Annotated in this window: 12 protein-coding genes; 8 read left to right on the top strand and 4 right to left on the bottom strand. The window is 67.9% G+C overall.

Features of this window, described 5'->3' with window-relative positions; all coding sequences use genetic code 11:
* The first annotated feature begins 32 nt into the window (after nt 1-32).
* The gene (locus CFN17_RS19075) at nt 33-1,295 is read left to right on the top strand and encodes a winged helix-turn-helix domain-containing protein (protein ID WP_208749237.1); all 1,263 of its coding nucleotides are present in this window, start codon (nt 33-35) and stop codon (nt 1,293-1,295) included.
* A gap of 84 nt (nt 1,296-1,379) precedes the next feature.
* Complete coding sequence (secA, locus tag CFN17_RS19070) at nt 1,380-4,118, top strand: preprotein translocase subunit SecA (protein ID WP_208749236.1); 2,739 nt, start codon at nt 1,380-1,382, stop codon at nt 4,116-4,118.
* Between the two features lie 191 nt (nt 4,119-4,309).
* Here secA and CFN17_RS19065 read toward each other — a convergent pair whose 3' ends face one another.
* Together CFN17_RS19065 and CFN17_RS19060 are read right to left on the bottom strand one after the other, a co-directional pair.
* Nucleotides 4,310-4,792 (bottom strand): Rv3235 family protein, encoded by a 483-nt coding sequence (locus CFN17_RS19065; protein ID WP_208749235.1) that lies wholly within the window; start codon nt 4,790-4,792, stop codon nt 4,310-4,312.
* Nucleotides 4,793-4,896: 104 nt separating this feature from the next.
* Entirely contained in the window at nt 4,897-5,652 is a 756-nt protein-coding gene (locus CFN17_RS19060; RefSeq protein WP_208749234.1) for a LysM peptidoglycan-binding domain-containing protein, read from the bottom strand.
* Between the two features lie 243 nt (nt 5,653-5,895).
* Here CFN17_RS19060 and CFN17_RS19055 point away from each other — a divergent pair, with 243 nt between their 5' ends.
* A complete protein-coding gene (locus CFN17_RS19055) occupies nt 5,896-6,462 on the top strand; it encodes a hypothetical protein (protein WP_208749233.1) in 567 nt (188 codons plus the stop codon).
* A 12-nt stretch (nt 6,463-6,474) separates the two neighbouring features.
* Here the strand turns inward: CFN17_RS19055 and CFN17_RS19050 are convergent, their stop codons facing one another.
* Nucleotides 6,475-6,696, bottom strand: a complete 222-nt coding sequence (locus tag CFN17_RS19050; RefSeq protein ID WP_208749232.1) for a helix-turn-helix domain-containing protein — start codon at nt 6,694-6,696, stop codon at nt 6,475-6,477.
* 153 nt (nt 6,697-6,849) lie between these two features.
* Here CFN17_RS19050 and CFN17_RS19045 point away from each other — a divergent pair, with 153 nt between their 5' ends.
* The 4 genes from CFN17_RS19045 to CFN17_RS19030 are packed head-to-tail and all read left to right on the top strand — an operon-like array spanning nt 6,850 to nt 15,256.
* Complete coding sequence (locus tag CFN17_RS19045; protein ID WP_208749231.1) at nt 6,850-7,494, top strand: hypothetical protein; 645 nt, start codon at nt 6,850-6,852, stop codon at nt 7,492-7,494.
* Nucleotides 7,491-8,819, top strand: coding sequence for a chromosome partitioning protein (locus CFN17_RS19040; RefSeq protein ID WP_208749230.1), 1,329 nt, complete (start codon nt 7,491-7,493; stop codon nt 8,817-8,819). Before CFN17_RS19045 ends, CFN17_RS19040 begins: the two co-directional genes overlap by 4 nt.
* A gap of 57 nt (nt 8,820-8,876) precedes the next feature.
* Entirely contained in the window at nt 8,877-13,751 is a 4,875-nt protein-coding gene (locus CFN17_RS19035) for an NAD-glutamate dehydrogenase (protein ID WP_208749229.1), read from the top strand.
* Between the two features lie 35 nt (nt 13,752-13,786).
* A complete protein-coding gene (locus CFN17_RS19030) occupies nt 13,787-15,256 on the top strand; it encodes a sensor histidine kinase (protein WP_208749228.1) in 1,470 nt (489 codons plus the stop codon).
* Between the two features lie 95 nt (nt 15,257-15,351).
* On the opposite strand, the gene CFN17_RS19025 is transcribed toward CFN17_RS19030, so the two are convergent.
* Complete coding sequence (locus tag CFN17_RS19025) at nt 15,352-15,600, bottom strand: WhiB family transcriptional regulator (protein WP_003804966.1); 249 nt, start codon at nt 15,598-15,600, stop codon at nt 15,352-15,354.
* Nucleotides 15,601-15,932: 332 nt separating this feature from the next.
* Between CFN17_RS19025 and CFN17_RS19020 the strand changes: the two genes are divergently transcribed.
* The gene (locus tag CFN17_RS19020) at nt 15,933-16,361 is read left to right on the top strand and encodes a hypothetical protein (protein ID WP_261792281.1); all 429 of its coding nucleotides are present in this window, start codon (nt 15,933-15,935) and stop codon (nt 16,359-16,361) included.
* The last annotated feature ends 50 nt before the right edge of the window (nt 16,362-16,411 follow it).

Below are 16,411 nucleotides of genomic sequence, written 5' to 3'. Positions count from 1 at the left end.
CTGGAGCAGACTTTTTCGACGAAGGGACTGACGTGCAAGCATCGCTGAGCCTGGCACAGGCACGGCGGATCGCATTGGCAGCCCAGGGATTGGACAAGGAACGGCCCGCCGGCCCCGTGAGTGCACGGGCGGTGGGCCGTACCTTTGCCCGGCTCCACCTGGTTCAAATCGACTCCGTCAATGTGGTTTCCCGCAGCCACTTCCTGCCGTTCTTCTCCCGGCTGGGCAACTACGACCGCACCATCCTGCAGCGGATGGCAGGGTCCCATCCGCGCCGGATGATGGAGTACTGGGCGCACGAGGCCTGTTTTATCCGGCCCGAGCACTTCCACGATCTCGTGCAGTGGCAGAACCGCAAATGGGTGGGCGCACACGCCATGGACCCCGAGCTGCGCAACGGGGTGGCGGTCCGGGTGCTGGACACCCTGGCGGCCGGCAAGCCCATGACCGCCGCCGAACTGACGGCCCGGCTCGGCCATGTCGAAGACCGCCAGCGGGACAACTGGGGCTGGAACTGGAATGCCGTCAAGCGGGTCCTGGAGCACCTGTTCGAGGAGGGCCTGGTCTCAGCCTCCTCGCGGACCGAATCCTTCGAACGGCGCTACACCCTCACCGCGAGGGTCCTGCCGGGACCCGGCGGGGAACCGGAGGATCGGAACACCGACCCGTCCGCCGCCTTGGACCGGCTAATCGACGCCGCGGCCCGGGCGCACGGTATCGGGACCGTGCGGTGTTTCGCCGACTACTTCCGCACGCCCCAGAAAGCCGCCGCGCTCGCCGTGCGGAACCTCGTAGACGCCGGCCGGCTACAGCCGGTCACGGTGGCCGGCTGGGACCGGCCCCTGTACCGCCATGCCGAAGCCAAACTTCCCCGCGCAGCCACCGGGCGGGCACTCCTGAGCCCGTTTGACTCCCTGGTGTTCGAACGCCGCCGGCTGGAGGAACTGTTCGGATTCCACTACCGGATCGAGATCTACACGCCTGAGCCGAAACGGCGGTACGGCTACTACGTCCTGCCATTCCTGCTGCGCGACGCCATCGTCGCCCGGGTGGACCTGAAAGCCGACCGGGCCGGCGGCCGGCTCCTGGTACGGACCGCCCATGCCGAGCCCGGCGCGCCGGCGGACACCGCCGTCGAACTCGCCGCGGAACTGGGGCTCATGGCCCGGTGGCTCGGCCTGGCCGGGGTGCTCGTCTCCCCGGCCGGAGACCTTGCACCGGCGCTCGCCGCAGCCGTCGAGGACCGCCAGGAACACGCCGCAAACATGCCCGGCCGCCGGCAGTATCCGCTATGAGGGAACAGGCGCCGTCGGCCCTGGATCTCTCCCGTAGACTAAACACGCCAGAATTCGGCAGCTTGAGACTGGGAGCAACTTCACGTGGCATCACTTATCGAAAAACTTCTCCGCACGGGGGACAAAAAAACCCTGCGGCAACTGCGGAACTATGCCGATTCCATCAATGCCCTGGAGAGCTCCTTCCAAACTTTCACGGACGCTGAACTCCGCGAAGAAACCGACCGTCTGCGCGCCCGCCACCAGGACGGCGAGAAACTGGACGACCTGCTGCCCGAGGCCTTCGCCGCCGTCCGCGAAGCGTCCTCCCGCACCCTCGGCATGCGCCACTTCGACGTCCAGCTCATGGGCGGCGCCGCCCTGCACCTGGGCAACATCGCCGAGATGAAGACCGGTGAAGGCAAGACCCTGGTGGCCACTGCTCCGGCCTACCTCAACGCCCTCACCGGCAAGGGCGTCCACGTCGTCACGGTGAACGACTACCTGGCCGAATACCAGTCCGACCTCATGGGCCGGGTGTACCGCTTCCTTGGGCTGAGCAGCGGCTGCATCCTGTCCAACCAGGACCCGGCGCTGCGCCGAGAGCAGTACGCCGCGGACATTACCTACGGCACGAACAACGAATTCGGCTTCGACTACCTGCGCGACAACATGGCGTGGGACAGCTCGGAACTCGTCCAGCGCGGCCACCACTTCGCCATCGTCGATGAAGTGGACTCGATCCTGATCGACGAGGCCCGCACCCCGCTGATCATCTCCGGGCCGGCCCAGGGCGACACCAACCGCTGGTACAGCGAATTCGCCAAGGTCGTCACCCGCCTGCAGCCCGAGATTGACTACGAGGTTGACGAGAAGAAGCGCACGGTCGGCGTCCTCGAGTCCGGCATTGAAAAGATCGAGGATTACCTCGGTATCCACAACCTGTACGAGTCCGCCAACACGCCGCTGATCGGCTTCCTGAACAACGCGATCAAGGCCAAGGAACTATTCAAGCGGGACAAGGACTACGTCATCCTGGACGGCGAGGTGCTGATCGTCGATGAGCACACCGGCCGCATCCTGGCCGGCCGCCGCTACAACGAGGGCATGCACCAGGCCATCGAAGCCAAGGAAGGCGTCGAGATCAAGGCCGAAAACCAGACGCTTGCCACGGTCACGCTGCAGAACTACTTCCGCATGTACGACAAGCTTGCGGGCATGACCGGTACGGCCGAGACCGAGGCCGCCGAATTCATGAGCACCTACAAGCTCGGTGTCGTGGCGATTCCCACCAACCGCGACATGCAGCGCATCGACCAGGCAGACCTCGTCTACAAGAACGAGACCGTCAAGTTCGACGCCGTGGTCCGGGACATCGCCGAACGCCACGAAAAAGGCCAGCCGGTGCTGGTCGGCACCACGAGTGTCGAGAAGAGCGAATACCTCTCGCGCCTCCTGGCCAAGGAAGGCATCCGGCACGAGGTCCTGAACGCCAAGAACCATGCCCGGGAAGCTTCGATCGTCGCCCAGGCGGGCCGCAAGGGTGCCGTCACGGTCGCGACCAACATGGCAGGCCGCGGTACCGACATCATGCTCGGCGGCAACGCCGAGTTCACCGCCGTCGCCGAACTCGCCAAGCGGGGACTGGACCCGGAGGAAAACTCCGAGGAATACGAGGCCGCCTGGCCCGAGGCCATGGAGTCGGCCAAGCAGGCCGTCAAGGACGAACACGAGGAAGTCCTCAACCTGGGCGGGCTCTATGTGCTCGGCACCGAACGGCACGAGTCGCGCCGCATCGACAACCAGCTCCGCGGCCGGTCCGGACGCCAGGGCGACCCGGGCGAGTCCCGGTTCTACCTGTCCCTGACCGATGACCTGATGCGCCTGTTCAACTCCGGCGCGGCCGAGCGGCTCATGAACAGCTCGGTCCCGGACGACGTCGCGCTCGAGTCCAAGCTCGTCTCGCGCGCCATCGCCTCCGCGCAAGGCCAGGTGGAAGGCCGCAACGCCGAACAGCGCAAAAACGTGCTGAAATACGACGACGTCCTGAACCGCCAGCGCGAGGCCATCTACGGCGACCGGCGCCGCATCCTTGAAGGCGATGACCTCCACGAGAAGGTCCAGTACTTCCTGGAAGACACCATCAACGCCTTCATCAACGAGGCCACGGCCGAGGGCACCGGCGATGACTGGGACTTCAACCTCCTGTGGACCAACCTCAAGACCCTGTACCCGGTCAGCTTCACCCCGCGCGACGTCATTGACGAGGCGGGCGGAAAGTCCCGCATCACGGTCGAGTTCCTCCGGGAAGAGATCCTCTCCGATGCCCGGCTGGTCTACCAGGCACGCGAGCAGGCAATCGGCTCCGAAAGCATGCGCGAACTCGAGCGCCGGGTGGTCTTGTCCGTCATCGGACGGAAGTGGCAGGAACACCTCTACGAGATGGACTACCTCAAGGAAGGCATCGGGCTGCGCGCCATGGCCCAGCGCGACCCCCTGGTGGAATACCAGCGAGAAGGCTTCCTCATGTTCCAGGCCATGATGGAGGCCATCCGCGAGGAAAGCGTCGGCTTCCTGTTCAACCTCGAAGTTGAGGTGACGCCGGCCGAGGACGTTGTGGTCGCGGACGCCGCGGGCCAGCACACGGAGCACCACGAGCCGCAGATCCACGCCGCCGGGCTGGAGGCCCCGGAGAAGCCCGCCCAGCTGCAGTACACGGCCCCCGGTGAAGACGGCGCCGCCCAGACCCGGATCGAGGCGAAGAACGCCGGACGCTCCGGGAACCCGGCCAAGGCTGCGGCGCAGGACATCGGCCGCCGTACGGCGAAGAAGAAGCGCCGCTAGGCTGCCAGACAACAACAGGAGGACCGGAACATGTGTTCCGGTCCTCCTGTTGTTGGACCTCCTTTCCTCAAACGCGCCGTCCTGTACGCGCCGTCCACAAACGCGCCGTCCTGTACGCGCCGTCGTGACGGCGGGACTGCTTCACCGTGACGGTTCCCGCCGGTTGCTGTGCCCGGCGCGGGCGGGGCCGGTCAGCCGATCTCCAGGACGGTCACGCGCCACGCTGCAGTGCCGCGCTCCAGCCGCAACGCGACAGCCCGCACCCTGGACTCTTCGACCACCACCGCGCTGGCCTCGTAGACGTCATCCGATACGCGGCACGCCCGGACGGACCGGACCGACGGATTGCGGTGCAGCCGGCCTGCCGTGGGTGAACTGCCCGAGGCAACCCGCCGGGTCAGTGCGGCGCGGTGCTCCAGGGCCGCCAGGCACCGCGGGTCCAGCCGGCGGGACAGCTGATGGGCGGGCCGCGTCCCGGCCAGAACCTCGATGGCCGCCTGCACCGTGCTGCGCGAAATCGCGCAGATTTCGCGGGCCTCGTCCACCACGCGCAGGGGCGGAGGGCCCGCCGCCCGGCGTGCGGCCGGTGCTGCCGTGCCGGACACGACCCTGAGGTCCGGGGCCGGCGGGACGGGGGTCGCCGCGGCTGCGCGGACCCCGGTGACTGCCTTCATGACGGTTCCTTTGCTGGTGACTGATCGTGAATGACCTTGCGGCTGGTGCTGACGGGGTGTGCTGATCTGCGGTGCTGTGGCAGCGCGGGCGTGGCCAGGGCTCCTCAGGTGTCCGGCGGGAGGGTGAGGAGCAACCCCGGCCGCAGGAGATGCGGATTGTCCCCGATCACCCCGCGGTTCGTCGCGTAGAGCCGGGGCCACTCCCTGGCGATATCGGCGTCCGAGGCGAGCGGGCCCAGCACCGTCGCCGCGATACTCCACAGCGAATCACCGGGCCGGACGGTGACCTCGCGGCCGGCGCCGGGGATGTCCTGGGTGCGCATGTGCCGCGCGGCCAGGGGACCCGCATCCACGGTCGGCGGCAGCGGCCTCCACCGCGGATCCACGGCGGGCCGGGCGGACGGACCGCGGGGCGGCGGGGTCGGCGCAGGTATTTCGGACACCTGCACGGCCATGGGCGCAGCCGCCTCCGCCGGCACCGGCGCAGCCACTGCTGCCGGTGCGGGCTGCCCCGGCCCGGTGGCGGCGTGCGGGGTGGCGGCGTCGGCCAGCGGCGCAGTCATCAATTGGAGGCCGACGGCGGCGAGCACCAGCCGCCGCATGAAGGCCGGACTGAATTTTCCCGTGGCGGCCGCCGCACGGGTCTTGCCGCAGCGCGCGAGCAGCGCCGCAGCAATGGCGATGACGAGGGACATGATCCACCAGGTGATGACGATCAGCCCGGCCGTGTTTGCCACGATCCCCAACTGGTCCTCGAAGGACAACGACTGCCGGCGGGCGGAGGCCAGGTGCCAGCGCTCGACGAGGGCGCCTCCCGTCGCAGCGAGGAATACGCCCAGCAGCAGGATTGTGGCTGCCATGGTCGAGTCTGCCCGGACCGTTTCCCGGGCTCCGGTCCCGGGCCGGGGATGTCCTGCAGCTGTCGGTTCCATGAGCACTGCCTCCATTCACCCCAAGCAAGTTTGATGCCGTTTGATAGTGTTTGACATCTTTTAATGCAGTCTGAACCGCTTCTAGCGTCTTTGTCCAGAGTGGACGGCTGCCTGTGGATAGTCGGGCGCCCGCTGATTGACCGGTGCGGGCGGTCCGCCTACGCTGGCGCCATGCGCTGGGATGCCCTGTTCGAAGACATGGAGGCACAGCTGGCCGCGCGCCATCAGCTCGATCTTGAGGCCGAGATAGCGGAGCGCGCGTTGGTGGATTCGGCGGGCGTGGAGCTTGCGGACCGGCTCCGCGGCTCCTTGGGGCGGAGCATCCGTGTCCACCTGGCCGCGGGAGCCGCAATCGAAGGCGTGCTGAGCCACGTAGGCAGCGAGGCGCTGGTGGTCGATGAGCCGGCGCACCAGGTGCTCATTCCCTATGCCGCTGCCGTGCAGTATGCAGGGCTTTCGCGGCTGGCCGTCCCGGAACCGTCCAGAGTACGTCAGCGGCTGGGCCTGGGCAGCGCCCTCCGCGGGCTGGCCCGGAACCGGGCCCGCGTGACAGTCGTCCTCGCGCGCCGCCCGGACGACACTGGGCAGCGCGGCGTCATCGAAACGGTCGGCCGGGACTTCCTCGACCTGGCCGTGGCCCGTGACGACGACAGCCGGCGTCCGGCCGCCGGACGGCCGACGGTGACAATTCCCTTCGGCGCCCTGGCTGCCATCAGGTCGGCTAGCCCGGCAGGCTAGCCGGGCCTCGGGTCAGCTCCCGGCCGCCTTCGACTTGGCCTCTTCGATCATGCGGCTGGCCTCGGCGTAGCGTTGCTGGATGTACTCCTCGAGCATCTTCTCCTCGACCCGCCACTGGCCGCGGCCGCCCACTTGAATCGCCTTGAGCTCGCCGCTGCGAACGAGTGCGTAGGCAGCCGGGGAGTTGATCTGGAGCTGTTCGGCTACGTCTGCGAGGGTCAGGAATCGGGGCATGTGTTCATTTTGCCACCGTTGGTGCCGGCTGAAGCCGTTATCCACAGATTGCGTGTGTTTGTCCGTGCATCTTCCGCCCCGACCGCGGGGGCGCAACAATAGGTGTGCGCGGCATCCCCGGGACGGATGGCGAACGACAGGGGGAGCGGACGCATGAGTGTAGGCGCGGCAGCCGGCGGGGCCCGTTTGAAGAAGCCGTCGTGGAAAGACCCCCGGCTCCTGATCGGGATCCTGCTGGTGCTGGCGTCGGTGGCGGGCGTCGTCGCCCTGGTCGGCGCCGCGGACCAGACCACCGAAGCCTATGCGGCGCGCGAGCCGATTGCGGTCGGCGAGTCACTCACTGCGGAAAAGCTGCACAGGGTCAAGGTGCGCCTCGGCGAGGTCGAGCAGTACTACCTGACCCCGGCGTCCGGGATGGAGGCCGGGCTCGTAGCAGTCCAAAGGATCGGCAAGGACCAGTTGCTGCCGCGCGAAAGCGTCGGGCAGCCCGACGGGCTGGACCGCAAGCCGGTTGCCGTGACGGTCGAAGAGAACCTGCCCGCCCAGGCTGCGGCCGGATCCCGGGTGGATATCTGGGTGGCCCTACCGGACACCCGGAACGGCTTCAGTGAGCCCACCCTGCTCCTGTCCGGCGCCGAAATTGCCGAGATCACCCCCGCGAGCACCGCGCTGGGGGCGTCCCGTTCCACGGTGGTCATGGTGCTCGTCCCGGACGCCCAGATGCCTAAACTGCTGGGCGCGCAAGCCAACAAGGCAAAGATCGCGGTCGTCTGGAACCCGGGCGGTGACGCGAGATGAGCATCCCCGTGGTGACGGTGGGGGATTCCCGGGACGATCTTGTGGGCAGCCTGGAACGGCTTCACGGCCCCGTCTCGGTGGTCAGGCGATGCGGCGAACTTGCCGAACTGCTGGCGGCCTGCCAGAGCGGGCTGGCCCGGGCCGCCGTCGTTTCGGCCGGCAGCGAAGAGCTGACGGCCTCACTCGTGGATCGATTGTCCGCGGTCGGCGTCGTGGTCATTGCCCTGACCGACGATCCCGCAGAAGCCGCCCGGCTGCGGGCCATCGGCGCGGCCGCAGAAGCGCGGGAGATCGAGGCCGCCGCCCTTGCGGCGAGCATTGCCGCAGCGGTGGCCCAGACGGGCGGGAATAGCGGCGGCGGCGGCCTGCCGCCTGGAGGGAACGGCGCTGCCGGAGCGGGCACAGGCGCTGTAAGCCCGGCCAGGACCGCCGGGAACGGCGCTGACGGCACCCCGGGGCCCGACGGACGGGGCCTCATCATTGCGGTCTGGGGTCCGGCCGGAGCGCCGGGCCGCACCCTGGTTGCTGCCAACATCGCCGGAGAGCTGGCCGTCGAAGGACAGTCCGTGCTGTTGGTCGACGCCGACAGCTACGGAGCCAGTGTGGCGGCGCTGCTGGGGCTGCTGGACGAGGCTGCCGGGCTTGCCCAGGCCTGCCGCTTGGCCGACCAGGGACTGCTCGATGCCGAGGCCCTGCGCAGGATCGCGACCCCGGTGGCGACCACGGCGGGGACCTTTCGCGTGCTCACCGGGATCACGCGGGCGGACCGGTGGACGGAACTGCGGGCGGCTGCACTCACCCGGGTGCTGGGGCGGGCCCGCGAAATCGCGGACGTCACCGTGGTGGACACCGGGTTCTGCCTGGAAGCCGATGAAGAGCTCAACTTCGACGCGGGCGCGCCGCGCCGGAACGCGGCGACCCTGCGGAGCCTGGAACTCGCGGACACCGTCTTCGCGGTCGGAGCGGCCGACGCCGTCGGGGTCCCGAGGCTGGTCCGCGGCCTGGCCGAGCTTCAGGCGGCCGTCCCGCAGGCCGCGCCCCGGGTGGTCCTGAACAAGGTCAGGGCCGCCGCCGTGGGGCGCTCGCCGGAGCGGCAGCTCCGGGCCGCGTGGGAGCGGTTTGGGCCGGCCGCGCCGCTGTCGGCGTTCCTGCCGTCGGACCCCGCGGCGAGTGACGCCGCCCTGCTTTCCGGGGCGCTTCTGCTCGAATCCGCCCCGGAATCCGAGTTGCGGCGCTCGATCGCCAAACTCGTTTGTGCACCTGCCCAGCAAAAGAAGAAATCCTTTGTCTTTACTTCCACAGCAGAGCGTCGGGCAAAGAGCTAGGGTCATCGTAAGGGCCGCAATGAGGCGGCTGTGAACTTCTTTAATGGAGGCGTTTCGATGTCGTCTGGGTCCAGCGTGGAGGATCAACCCGTTTCGATCGGTACCAGCGAGGGCTACCTCGGGGATTACTACGAGCACCTCGCAGAGGAGGACTTCGCGGCCTACCCGCAGGAAATCCTGACGGCGAGGGCTGAGGCGCACCGGCAGATCGCGGGCACGCGGCTGCCGGGTGTCGCGAACATCGAAGTCCGCGATGAAGCCGACTGCAGCGTCCTCTACATCGTCACCGACGACATGCCCTTCCTCGTCGACTCCGTCAACGGTGAACTGGTCCGCCAGAACGCTCCCATCCACCTGGTCATGCACCCGCTCTTCGTCGTCACCCGGAACCGCGAAACAGGCGACCTCGTCAAGGTCGCGCGCGTCCCCGCCCATCTGGGCATCTCCAGCGGCGACACGGCAGCGATGCCAAACCTCTCCCACCTGATCGCCCAGGGCGACAACGCCTCGCACATGGAGTCCTGGATCGCCGTCGAAATCGACCTCGTCGGCGAACAGAAGCGCGCCGAACTCGTGAAGGGCATTTCCCGGGTGCTCGGCGACGTACGCGCCGCGGTCGAAGACTGGCCCAAGATGCGCACCAAGGCCCTGGAAATTGCCGCGGACCTGGACCGCGTGGCCAACCGTGCCCAGATCGCCGAGCTCCGGCAGGCGCAGGACCTGCTCCGCTGGCTCGACGACGGCAACTTCACGTTCCTGGGCTACCGCGAATACGACCTCGTGAACGAATCCGGCGAGGACGTGCTGGAGCTGCGCGAGGAAAGCGGTCTTGGCCTGCTCCGCGCCGGAGCGGACGCCCGCCAGGTCCAGCACCTCACCGAGGCCGGCCGGAAGAAGGCGCGCGAGAAGCGCGCACTCGTGATCACGAAGGCCAACTCGCGCTCCACCGTGCACCGCTCGGCGTACCTGGACTACATCGGCGTCAAGAGCTTCGACGCCGCCGGAAACGTCAACGGCGAACGCCGCTTCATCGGGCTCTTCGCCACCACCGCCTACGCCGGCTCCGTCCGGGACATCCCCGTAGTCCGTGAAAAGGTCGCCGCCGTGCTCGACGACGCCGGCTTCCCACCGGACTCGCACTCCGGCAAGGACCTGCTGGGCATCCTCGAGACGTACCCGCGCGACGAGCTTTTCCAGATCGAAATCCCGGACCTGGCAGCGATCGCGACCGGTATCCAGCGGCTGCAGGAACGCCGCCGCACGCGGCTGTTCCTCCGGCCGGACATCTACGGCCGGTTCATGTCCGCCGTCGTCTACCTGCCGCGCGACCGCTACACCACCAACGTGCGCCTGCGCATCGAGCAGGAACTGCGGGAGACCTTCAACGCCGTGTCCATCGACTACGAGGCACGCATGACGGAGTCCGCGCTGGCCCGGCTCTTCTTCCGTATCCGGCTGCCCAAGGACGCTGACGTCAGCAATGTCAACAGCGACGAGCTGGAGAAGCGCCTGGTCCGGGCCGCCCGCTCCTGGGGCGAAGGCATTTCCGAGACCCTGCGCGCCCGGGCCGAGGCCGAAGGCGCCGGTGCCAGGGCGGACGGCGCCATGGAGCTGGCCGCCGTCTGGGCTGAAGCCTTCCCGGCCGGCTACCGGGTGGACTACGAAATCGAAGACGCCCTGGAGGACATCAACCGCTTCGAGAAGTACGGTGCGGCGGCCGAACGGGCCGGCGAAGCCGGCAAGGAGCAGCCCGGGGTGCACGTGTACCTGCCGGAAGGCGCCGGAGCCACCCTTGAGGAGGACGCCCGCGTCAAGCTCTACATGCTGGAGCCGAAGAGCCTGAGCCAGATCCTGCCGTACTTCCACAACCTCGGCCTGGAGGTCCTCGACGAACGCCCGTTCGAGATCGAGACGGCGGACCACCGGGACTTCTTCCTTTACGATCTTGGCCTGAAGTACCCCGCCGGCGTGGACCCGCAGGCCACCGGCCGGCTGCTCGCCGAGTCGTTCGGCGCCGCCGTCACCGGTGCCGTGGAGTCCGACAGCTTCGACCGGCTGGTGCTCCGGGAGGGCATGCACTGGCGCCAGGTGGTGGTGCTGCGCGCCTACGCCAAGTACATGCGGCAAATGGGCAACACCAATTCCTTCGGGTTCATCTCCGACACCCTGCTGGGCAACCCGGACGTGACCCGCGCCCTGACCGGACTGTTCGCCGCACGCTTCGACCCGGCGCTGGGCGACGCCGAACGCGAGCTCATGCAGCAGGAAGTCAGCGCCAAACTGGACGCCGCCATCGAAAACGTCGCCACGCTCGACGCCGACCGCGTCCTGCGCACATTCGCCAACCTGATCCGGGCCACGCTGCGGACCAACTTCTTCCAGAACAAGACCCACGTCAGCTTCAAGCTCAGCCCGGCCGCCATCGAGGGCCTGCCGTTCCCGCGGCCGATGTTCGAGATCTGGGTCTACTCGCCCCGGGTTGAAGGCGTGCACCTGCGCTTTGGCAAGGTGGCCCGCGGCGGACTGCGCTGGTCGGACCGGCGCGAAGACTTCCGCACCGAAATCCTGGGGCTCGTGAAGGCGCAGACGGTCAAGAACGCCGTCATCGTCCCCACCGGCGCCAAGGGCGGGTTCTACGCCAAGCAGCTCCCGGACCCGGCGAGCGACCGCAGCGCCTGGATGGCCGAAGGCATCGAAAGCTACAAGACGTTCATCCGCGGCCTCCTGGACATCACCGACAACCTCATCGTGACGCCCGAGGGCGAGACCGTCAGGCCGCCGGCCGACGTCGTCCGCCATGACGACGACGACTCCTACCTCGTCGTCGCGGCCGACAAGGGCACGGCCTCCTTCTCCGACATCGCGAACGGGCTGGCCGCCGAATACGGCTTCTGGCTCGGCGACGCCTTCGCCTCCGGCGGCTCGGTCGGCTACGACCACAAAGCCATGGGCATCACCGCCCGGGGCGCCTGGGAATCGGTCAAGCGGCACTTCAGCGAGCTGGATCTCGACACCCAGTCGGAGCCCTTCACCGTGGTGGGCGTCGGCGACATGTCCGGGGACGTGTTCGGCAACGGCATGCTGCTCTCCAAGCACATCCGCCTGCTGGCCGCGTTCGACCACCGGCACATCTTCCTGGATCCGGCCCCGGACGAGGCAACGTCCTACGCCGAGCGCCAGCGGCTCTTCGAGCTGCCCCGGTCCTCCTGGGACGACTACAACAAGGACCTCATCAGCGAAGGCGGCGGCGTCTTTGCCCGGCAGGCCAAGGTCATCCCCGTGTCCGCCCAGGTCCGCTCGGCCCTCGGGCTCCCGGACGGCACCACGGAGCTCAGCCCGCCGGAGCTGCTCCGGGCGATCCTCCTGGCCCCGGCGGACCTGCTCTACAACGGCGGCATCGGCACCTACGTCAAGGCGAGCACGGAAACCAACGCCGAGGTCGGCGACAAAGCCAACGACTCCATCCGTGTCGACGGCCGCGACCTGCGGGTCAAGGTGGTCGGCGAAGGCGGCAACCTGGGGATGACCCAGCGCGGACGGATCGAGGCAGCCCTGCAGGGCGTCATCCTCAATACCGACGCGATCGACAACTCGGCCGGTGTCGACTGCTCCGACCACGAGGTCAACATCAAGATCTTCGTGGACCGGATGGTCGCGGCCGGCAAGCTGGACCGCTCCGAGCGGGCCCCGTTCCTGGCCTCGATGACCGACGAGGTCGGCCGGCTGGTGCTCGAGGACAACATCGACCAGAACATCCTGCTGCTCAACGACCGGATGCGGGTCTCGGAGTGGAGCCCCAGCTATGAACGGCTCATGGACTGGCTGGAGAAGTCGGCGGACCTCAAGCGTGACCTCGAGGCGCTGCCCACCACGGCCACACTGCGCGAGCGGCTGGAACAGGGCCAGGGCCTGACATCCCCGGAACTGTCGGTCCTGGCCGCCTACGCCAAGATCGAACTCGCCACGGCGCTGCGCGAGAGTGACCTGGCCGACGACCCGTGGTTCCGCACCACTCTCCGGAAGTACTTCCCGCAGCAGCTGCGGGAGAGGTTCGACGCCGAACTCGACACCCACCCGCTGCGCCGCGAAATCATCGCGACCGTTGTCGCCAACGACATGATTAACCTCGGCGGCATCACGTTCGCGTTCCGTGCCATCGAGGAGACGTCGGCCACGGAAGCGGCTGTCGCCAAGGCGTTCGTGGCCCTCCGCGAAGTCTACGAACTCGACATCATGATCGCGGAGCTCAACGAGCTGCCGGCGTCGTTCCCGACCGAACACTGGAGCACCGTCCACCTGGACATCCGGCGGCTCCTGGACCGCGCCGTCCGCTGGCTCCTCGGCCAGGGCTCTGCGTCCCGGCCCATCGCCGACGTCGTGGCCGAATTCAAGCCGCTGATGGACCCCATGCGGGCCCGGCTGCTGGACTACCTGCGCGGCGAAGACCGTGACCGCGTGGCCGGGTGGCTGCAGAAGGCGCGCAGCTGGGACCTCCCCGAGGACCTGGCGCACCGCTGGGCGGAGCTGTTCGAAAGCTTCGTGCTCCTGGACATCGCCAAGATCGTCCATGTCAGCCCGGAACCGGTGGCAGAGATCGCCCACGTGTACTACACGGTCTTCAACCGCTTCCACGTGGATTCGCTGCTGGAACGCATCACCAAGCTGCCGCGGGAGGACCGCTGGCAGGCCCTGGCCCGTGCGGCCCTGCGCGATGACCTCTACTCCACCGTCTCGGACATGACGACGGCGGTCCTGGAGAGCACCCCGGCCGGGGCTCCCGCGGAGGAACGGCTCGCGGCATGGGAAAGCCAAAACGCCGAGCAACTGGACCGGGCGAAGTCCATGTTTGACGAGGTCAATGCCCTCGAGGCCGATGACATGGCCTCACTGTCGGTAGCATTGAGGCTCTTGAGGTCAATCGTCCGACGCTAGGGGCTGCCGTCCCCGGCGTCGCAAATGGAGGTGCTGTGGCAATCTTTACGGACCCTATCAGGGAGCATGCTGATTTCGGCCCGGGGGATGCCGAGTGGCTGCACCTCCTGGTCGGCGACTGGCAGATGGTCGCCGACCTCGCGTTCGCGGACCTGGCCCTGTGGTTCCCGCATCCTGAGCTCGGTTACGTGGCGCTCGCCCACGTCCGCCCCTCCACCACGCACACGGTGTTCCACGCCGACTTCGTGGGGGAGGGGATCAGGTCGGACCTGCAGCCGCTGGTCGACAAAGCGTGGGAGAGCCGCGCGATCGAGCGCTCCAACGAGACCAACTGGAGCAGCGACATGGCTCTGCGGGTCGAGGCGGTCCCGATGGTCCGTAACGGCCGCACCCTGGCGATCGTGACCTCACACATGGATCTGTCCAGCTCGCGGATGCCCTCGCGGCTTGAGCTCACCTACCGGCAGTGCGCCTACGACCTGCTGCGGATGGGGACGTTGGGCCTGTGGCCGGACTTCGCCTCGCCCACCGGCTCGCGCCGGGGCGCGCCGCGTGTCGGCGACGGACTGATCCGGCTCGACGCCGAGGGGATTGTGCAGTACGCCAGCCCCAACGGGGTCTCCGCGTTTCGGCGCCTCGGCGACGGCGAGTCCCTCGAGGGCCGGTCCCTCGCCGAGGTGACCGCCGGTCTGCTCAAGGACCGGCGCATGGTCGATGAAACGCTCCCGCTCGTGGTCACGGGCCGCATGCCGTGGCGCAGCGAAATCGAGTCCCGCGGCGTGAGCCTTTCCCTCCGTGCCATCCCGCTGCGCGACGAGCAGCAGCGGTTCGGCGCACTGGTCCTGTGCCGCGACGTCTCCGAGCTCCGCCGCCGGGAGATGGAACTGGTCACCAAGGACGCCACCATTCGCGAGATCCACCACCGGGTGAAGAACAACCTGCAGACGGTTGCAGCCCTCCTGCGGATGCAGTCCCGCCGGATGGTCAGCGACGAGGCCAAGCAAGGACTCGAACAGGCCATGCGGCGGGTGGCAACCATTGCCCTGGTGCATGAGACGCTGTCCCAGGGCCTGACCCAAAGCGTCGACTTTGACGAACTCATTGGCCGTCAGTTCCGCCTCTCGGCCGAGGTCGCCTCTCCCTCGCAGCAAGTCAAGACGCAGCGCTCCGGGTTCTTCGGTGAACTGCCCAGCGACTTCGCCACCCCCTTGGCCCTGGTGATCAATGAACTGGTCACCAACGCGGTGGAGCACGGGCTGGAGGGGCGGACCGGCACTGTCTGGCTCGTGGCCGACCGCTCCGAGACCGAGGACGGCGAAGAACTTCTCACCGTGCGGGTGGAGGACGACGGCGTCGGGCTGCCGGATACCCCGTATACCGAGGGACTGGGCCTGCAGATCGTCCGCACCCTGGTGACGAGCGAGCTGGGCGGCACAATCCACTGGCAGGCACGCGACGGCGGGGGAACCGCGGTACAGATTGTCCTGAGCCTTGCCAAACACTAAGCGGCCGTCCTAAAACGGGCAATGGCCGCGGACCTGTCGGTCCGCGGCCATTGCTGGACGGCTCATGCGGTGGTGCCGGAATTCCGGCCGCGGGATCAGGAAGCGCGCCGGGCGCGCGCTGCGCGGCGCTTCAGGGCGCGGCGTTCGTCCTCGCTCATGCCGCCCCAGACGCCGGCGTCCTGGCCGGACTCCAGCGCCCATTGCAGGCAGGTGTCCACGACGGGGCAGCGCCGGCAGACGCTTTTCGCTTCCTCGATCTGCAGGAGGGCGGGGCCGGTGTTTCCAACGGGGAAGAAAAGCTCCGGGTCCTTGTCAAGGCAGGCTGCGCGATTACGCCAATCCATGCTGATCAGTCACTCCATTCCTGGGAACTCGTTAAATGCCTTTGTGAAATTATTCACTAGAGGCTTCATAAGAAAAGGGCCCATTGGGGCCCCCTCGGTCATCTGGATTAAGCGTGTCATGTTAACGCTGTGTAAACAAGGGGTAATAGAGGTCAAAATGCCTCGGGGCCGTGAGCGATGCATCACATTCAGTGGCGGCGTCCTCACAACTAGACGACTATGTCCGGTAGTGTGCCAGTGTGTCAAGGCCCCCTGTGAATCCCGAAGATCCCCGCGAAAACTCCCCGGAAAGCAGCCCGGGGAACTCGCAGGAAAGTTCCCGCGACGATGCGGTGAGGCAGGCAGAAAACCCTGCCTCGGCAGCCGTGCGGCCGCGGGCCGTCGTCGTGATCGCCGCCGTTGTGGCGCTTGAGGCCACGGCCCTGCTTCTGGCGGGTGTATGGTACGGTTCCCAGCTCGTGACCGGGGCACCGGTGCTCTCCTTCTGGGGTGCCGTATTCACGCTGATCCTGCTCCTGGCGTTTTCCGTATGGCTTTTCGCTGTGGCACGCTTCCTCATGCGGGGGTTCCGCTGGCCGCGGGCCGGTGCCCTGGTGACCCAGCTCTTTGTGCTGACCATCGGGTTCCCGACCCTGACCGGCGGGTATCCGCTGGCCGGCCTGGCCATGCTGGTCCCGGCCGCGATCGCCATCGTGCTTCTGTTCGACAAGCGGGTCATCGCGTTCGCCTCCCGGGCGGCCGGCGCTCCGCCGGCTCTGTAGCCTGATCCACGGCCCCTTCCCGGGCCCACTTGCTCGCTCCGTTTGGTCCC

It is taken from the genome of Arthrobacter sp. PM3, assembly GCF_003352915.1.
Taxonomy (GTDB): Bacteria; Actinomycetota; Actinomycetes; order Actinomycetales; family Micrococcaceae; genus Arthrobacter.
Note: the sequence above shows the minus strand (reverse complement) of the source record. Positions and strands in the feature narration are given on the sequence as shown.

What these genes read in the sequence shown, in the direction of transcription:
- CFN17_RS19065 (WP_208749235.1), bottom strand. Translation starts at nt 4,792, where the DNA reads ATGAAGGCAGTCACCGGGGTCCGCGCAGCCGCGGCGACCCCCGTCCCG.
- CFN17_RS19045 (WP_208749231.1), top strand. Translation starts at nt 6,850, where the DNA reads ATGAGTGTAGGCGCGGCAGCCGGCGGGGCCCGTTTGAAGAAGCCGTCG.
- CFN17_RS19035 (WP_208749229.1), top strand. Translation starts at nt 8,877, where the DNA reads ATGTCGTCTGGGTCCAGCGTGGAGGATCAACCCGTTTCGATCGGTACC.
- CFN17_RS19060 (WP_208749234.1), bottom strand. Translation starts at nt 5,652, where the DNA reads ATGGCAGCCACAATCCTGCTGCTGGGCGTATTCCTCGCTGCGACGGGA.
- CFN17_RS19025 (WP_003804966.1), bottom strand. Translation starts at nt 15,600, where the DNA reads ATGGATTGGCGTAATCGCGCAGCCTGCCTTGACAAGGACCCGGAGCTT.
- CFN17_RS19040 (WP_208749230.1), top strand. Translation starts at nt 7,491, where the DNA reads ATGAGCATCCCCGTGGTGACGGTGGGGGATTCCCGGGACGATCTTGTG.
- CFN17_RS19050 (WP_208749232.1), bottom strand. Translation starts at nt 6,696, where the DNA reads ATGCCCCGATTCCTGACCCTCGCAGACGTAGCCGAACAGCTCCAGATC.
- CFN17_RS19055 (WP_208749233.1), top strand. Translation starts at nt 5,896, where the DNA reads ATGCGCTGGGATGCCCTGTTCGAAGACATGGAGGCACAGCTGGCCGCG.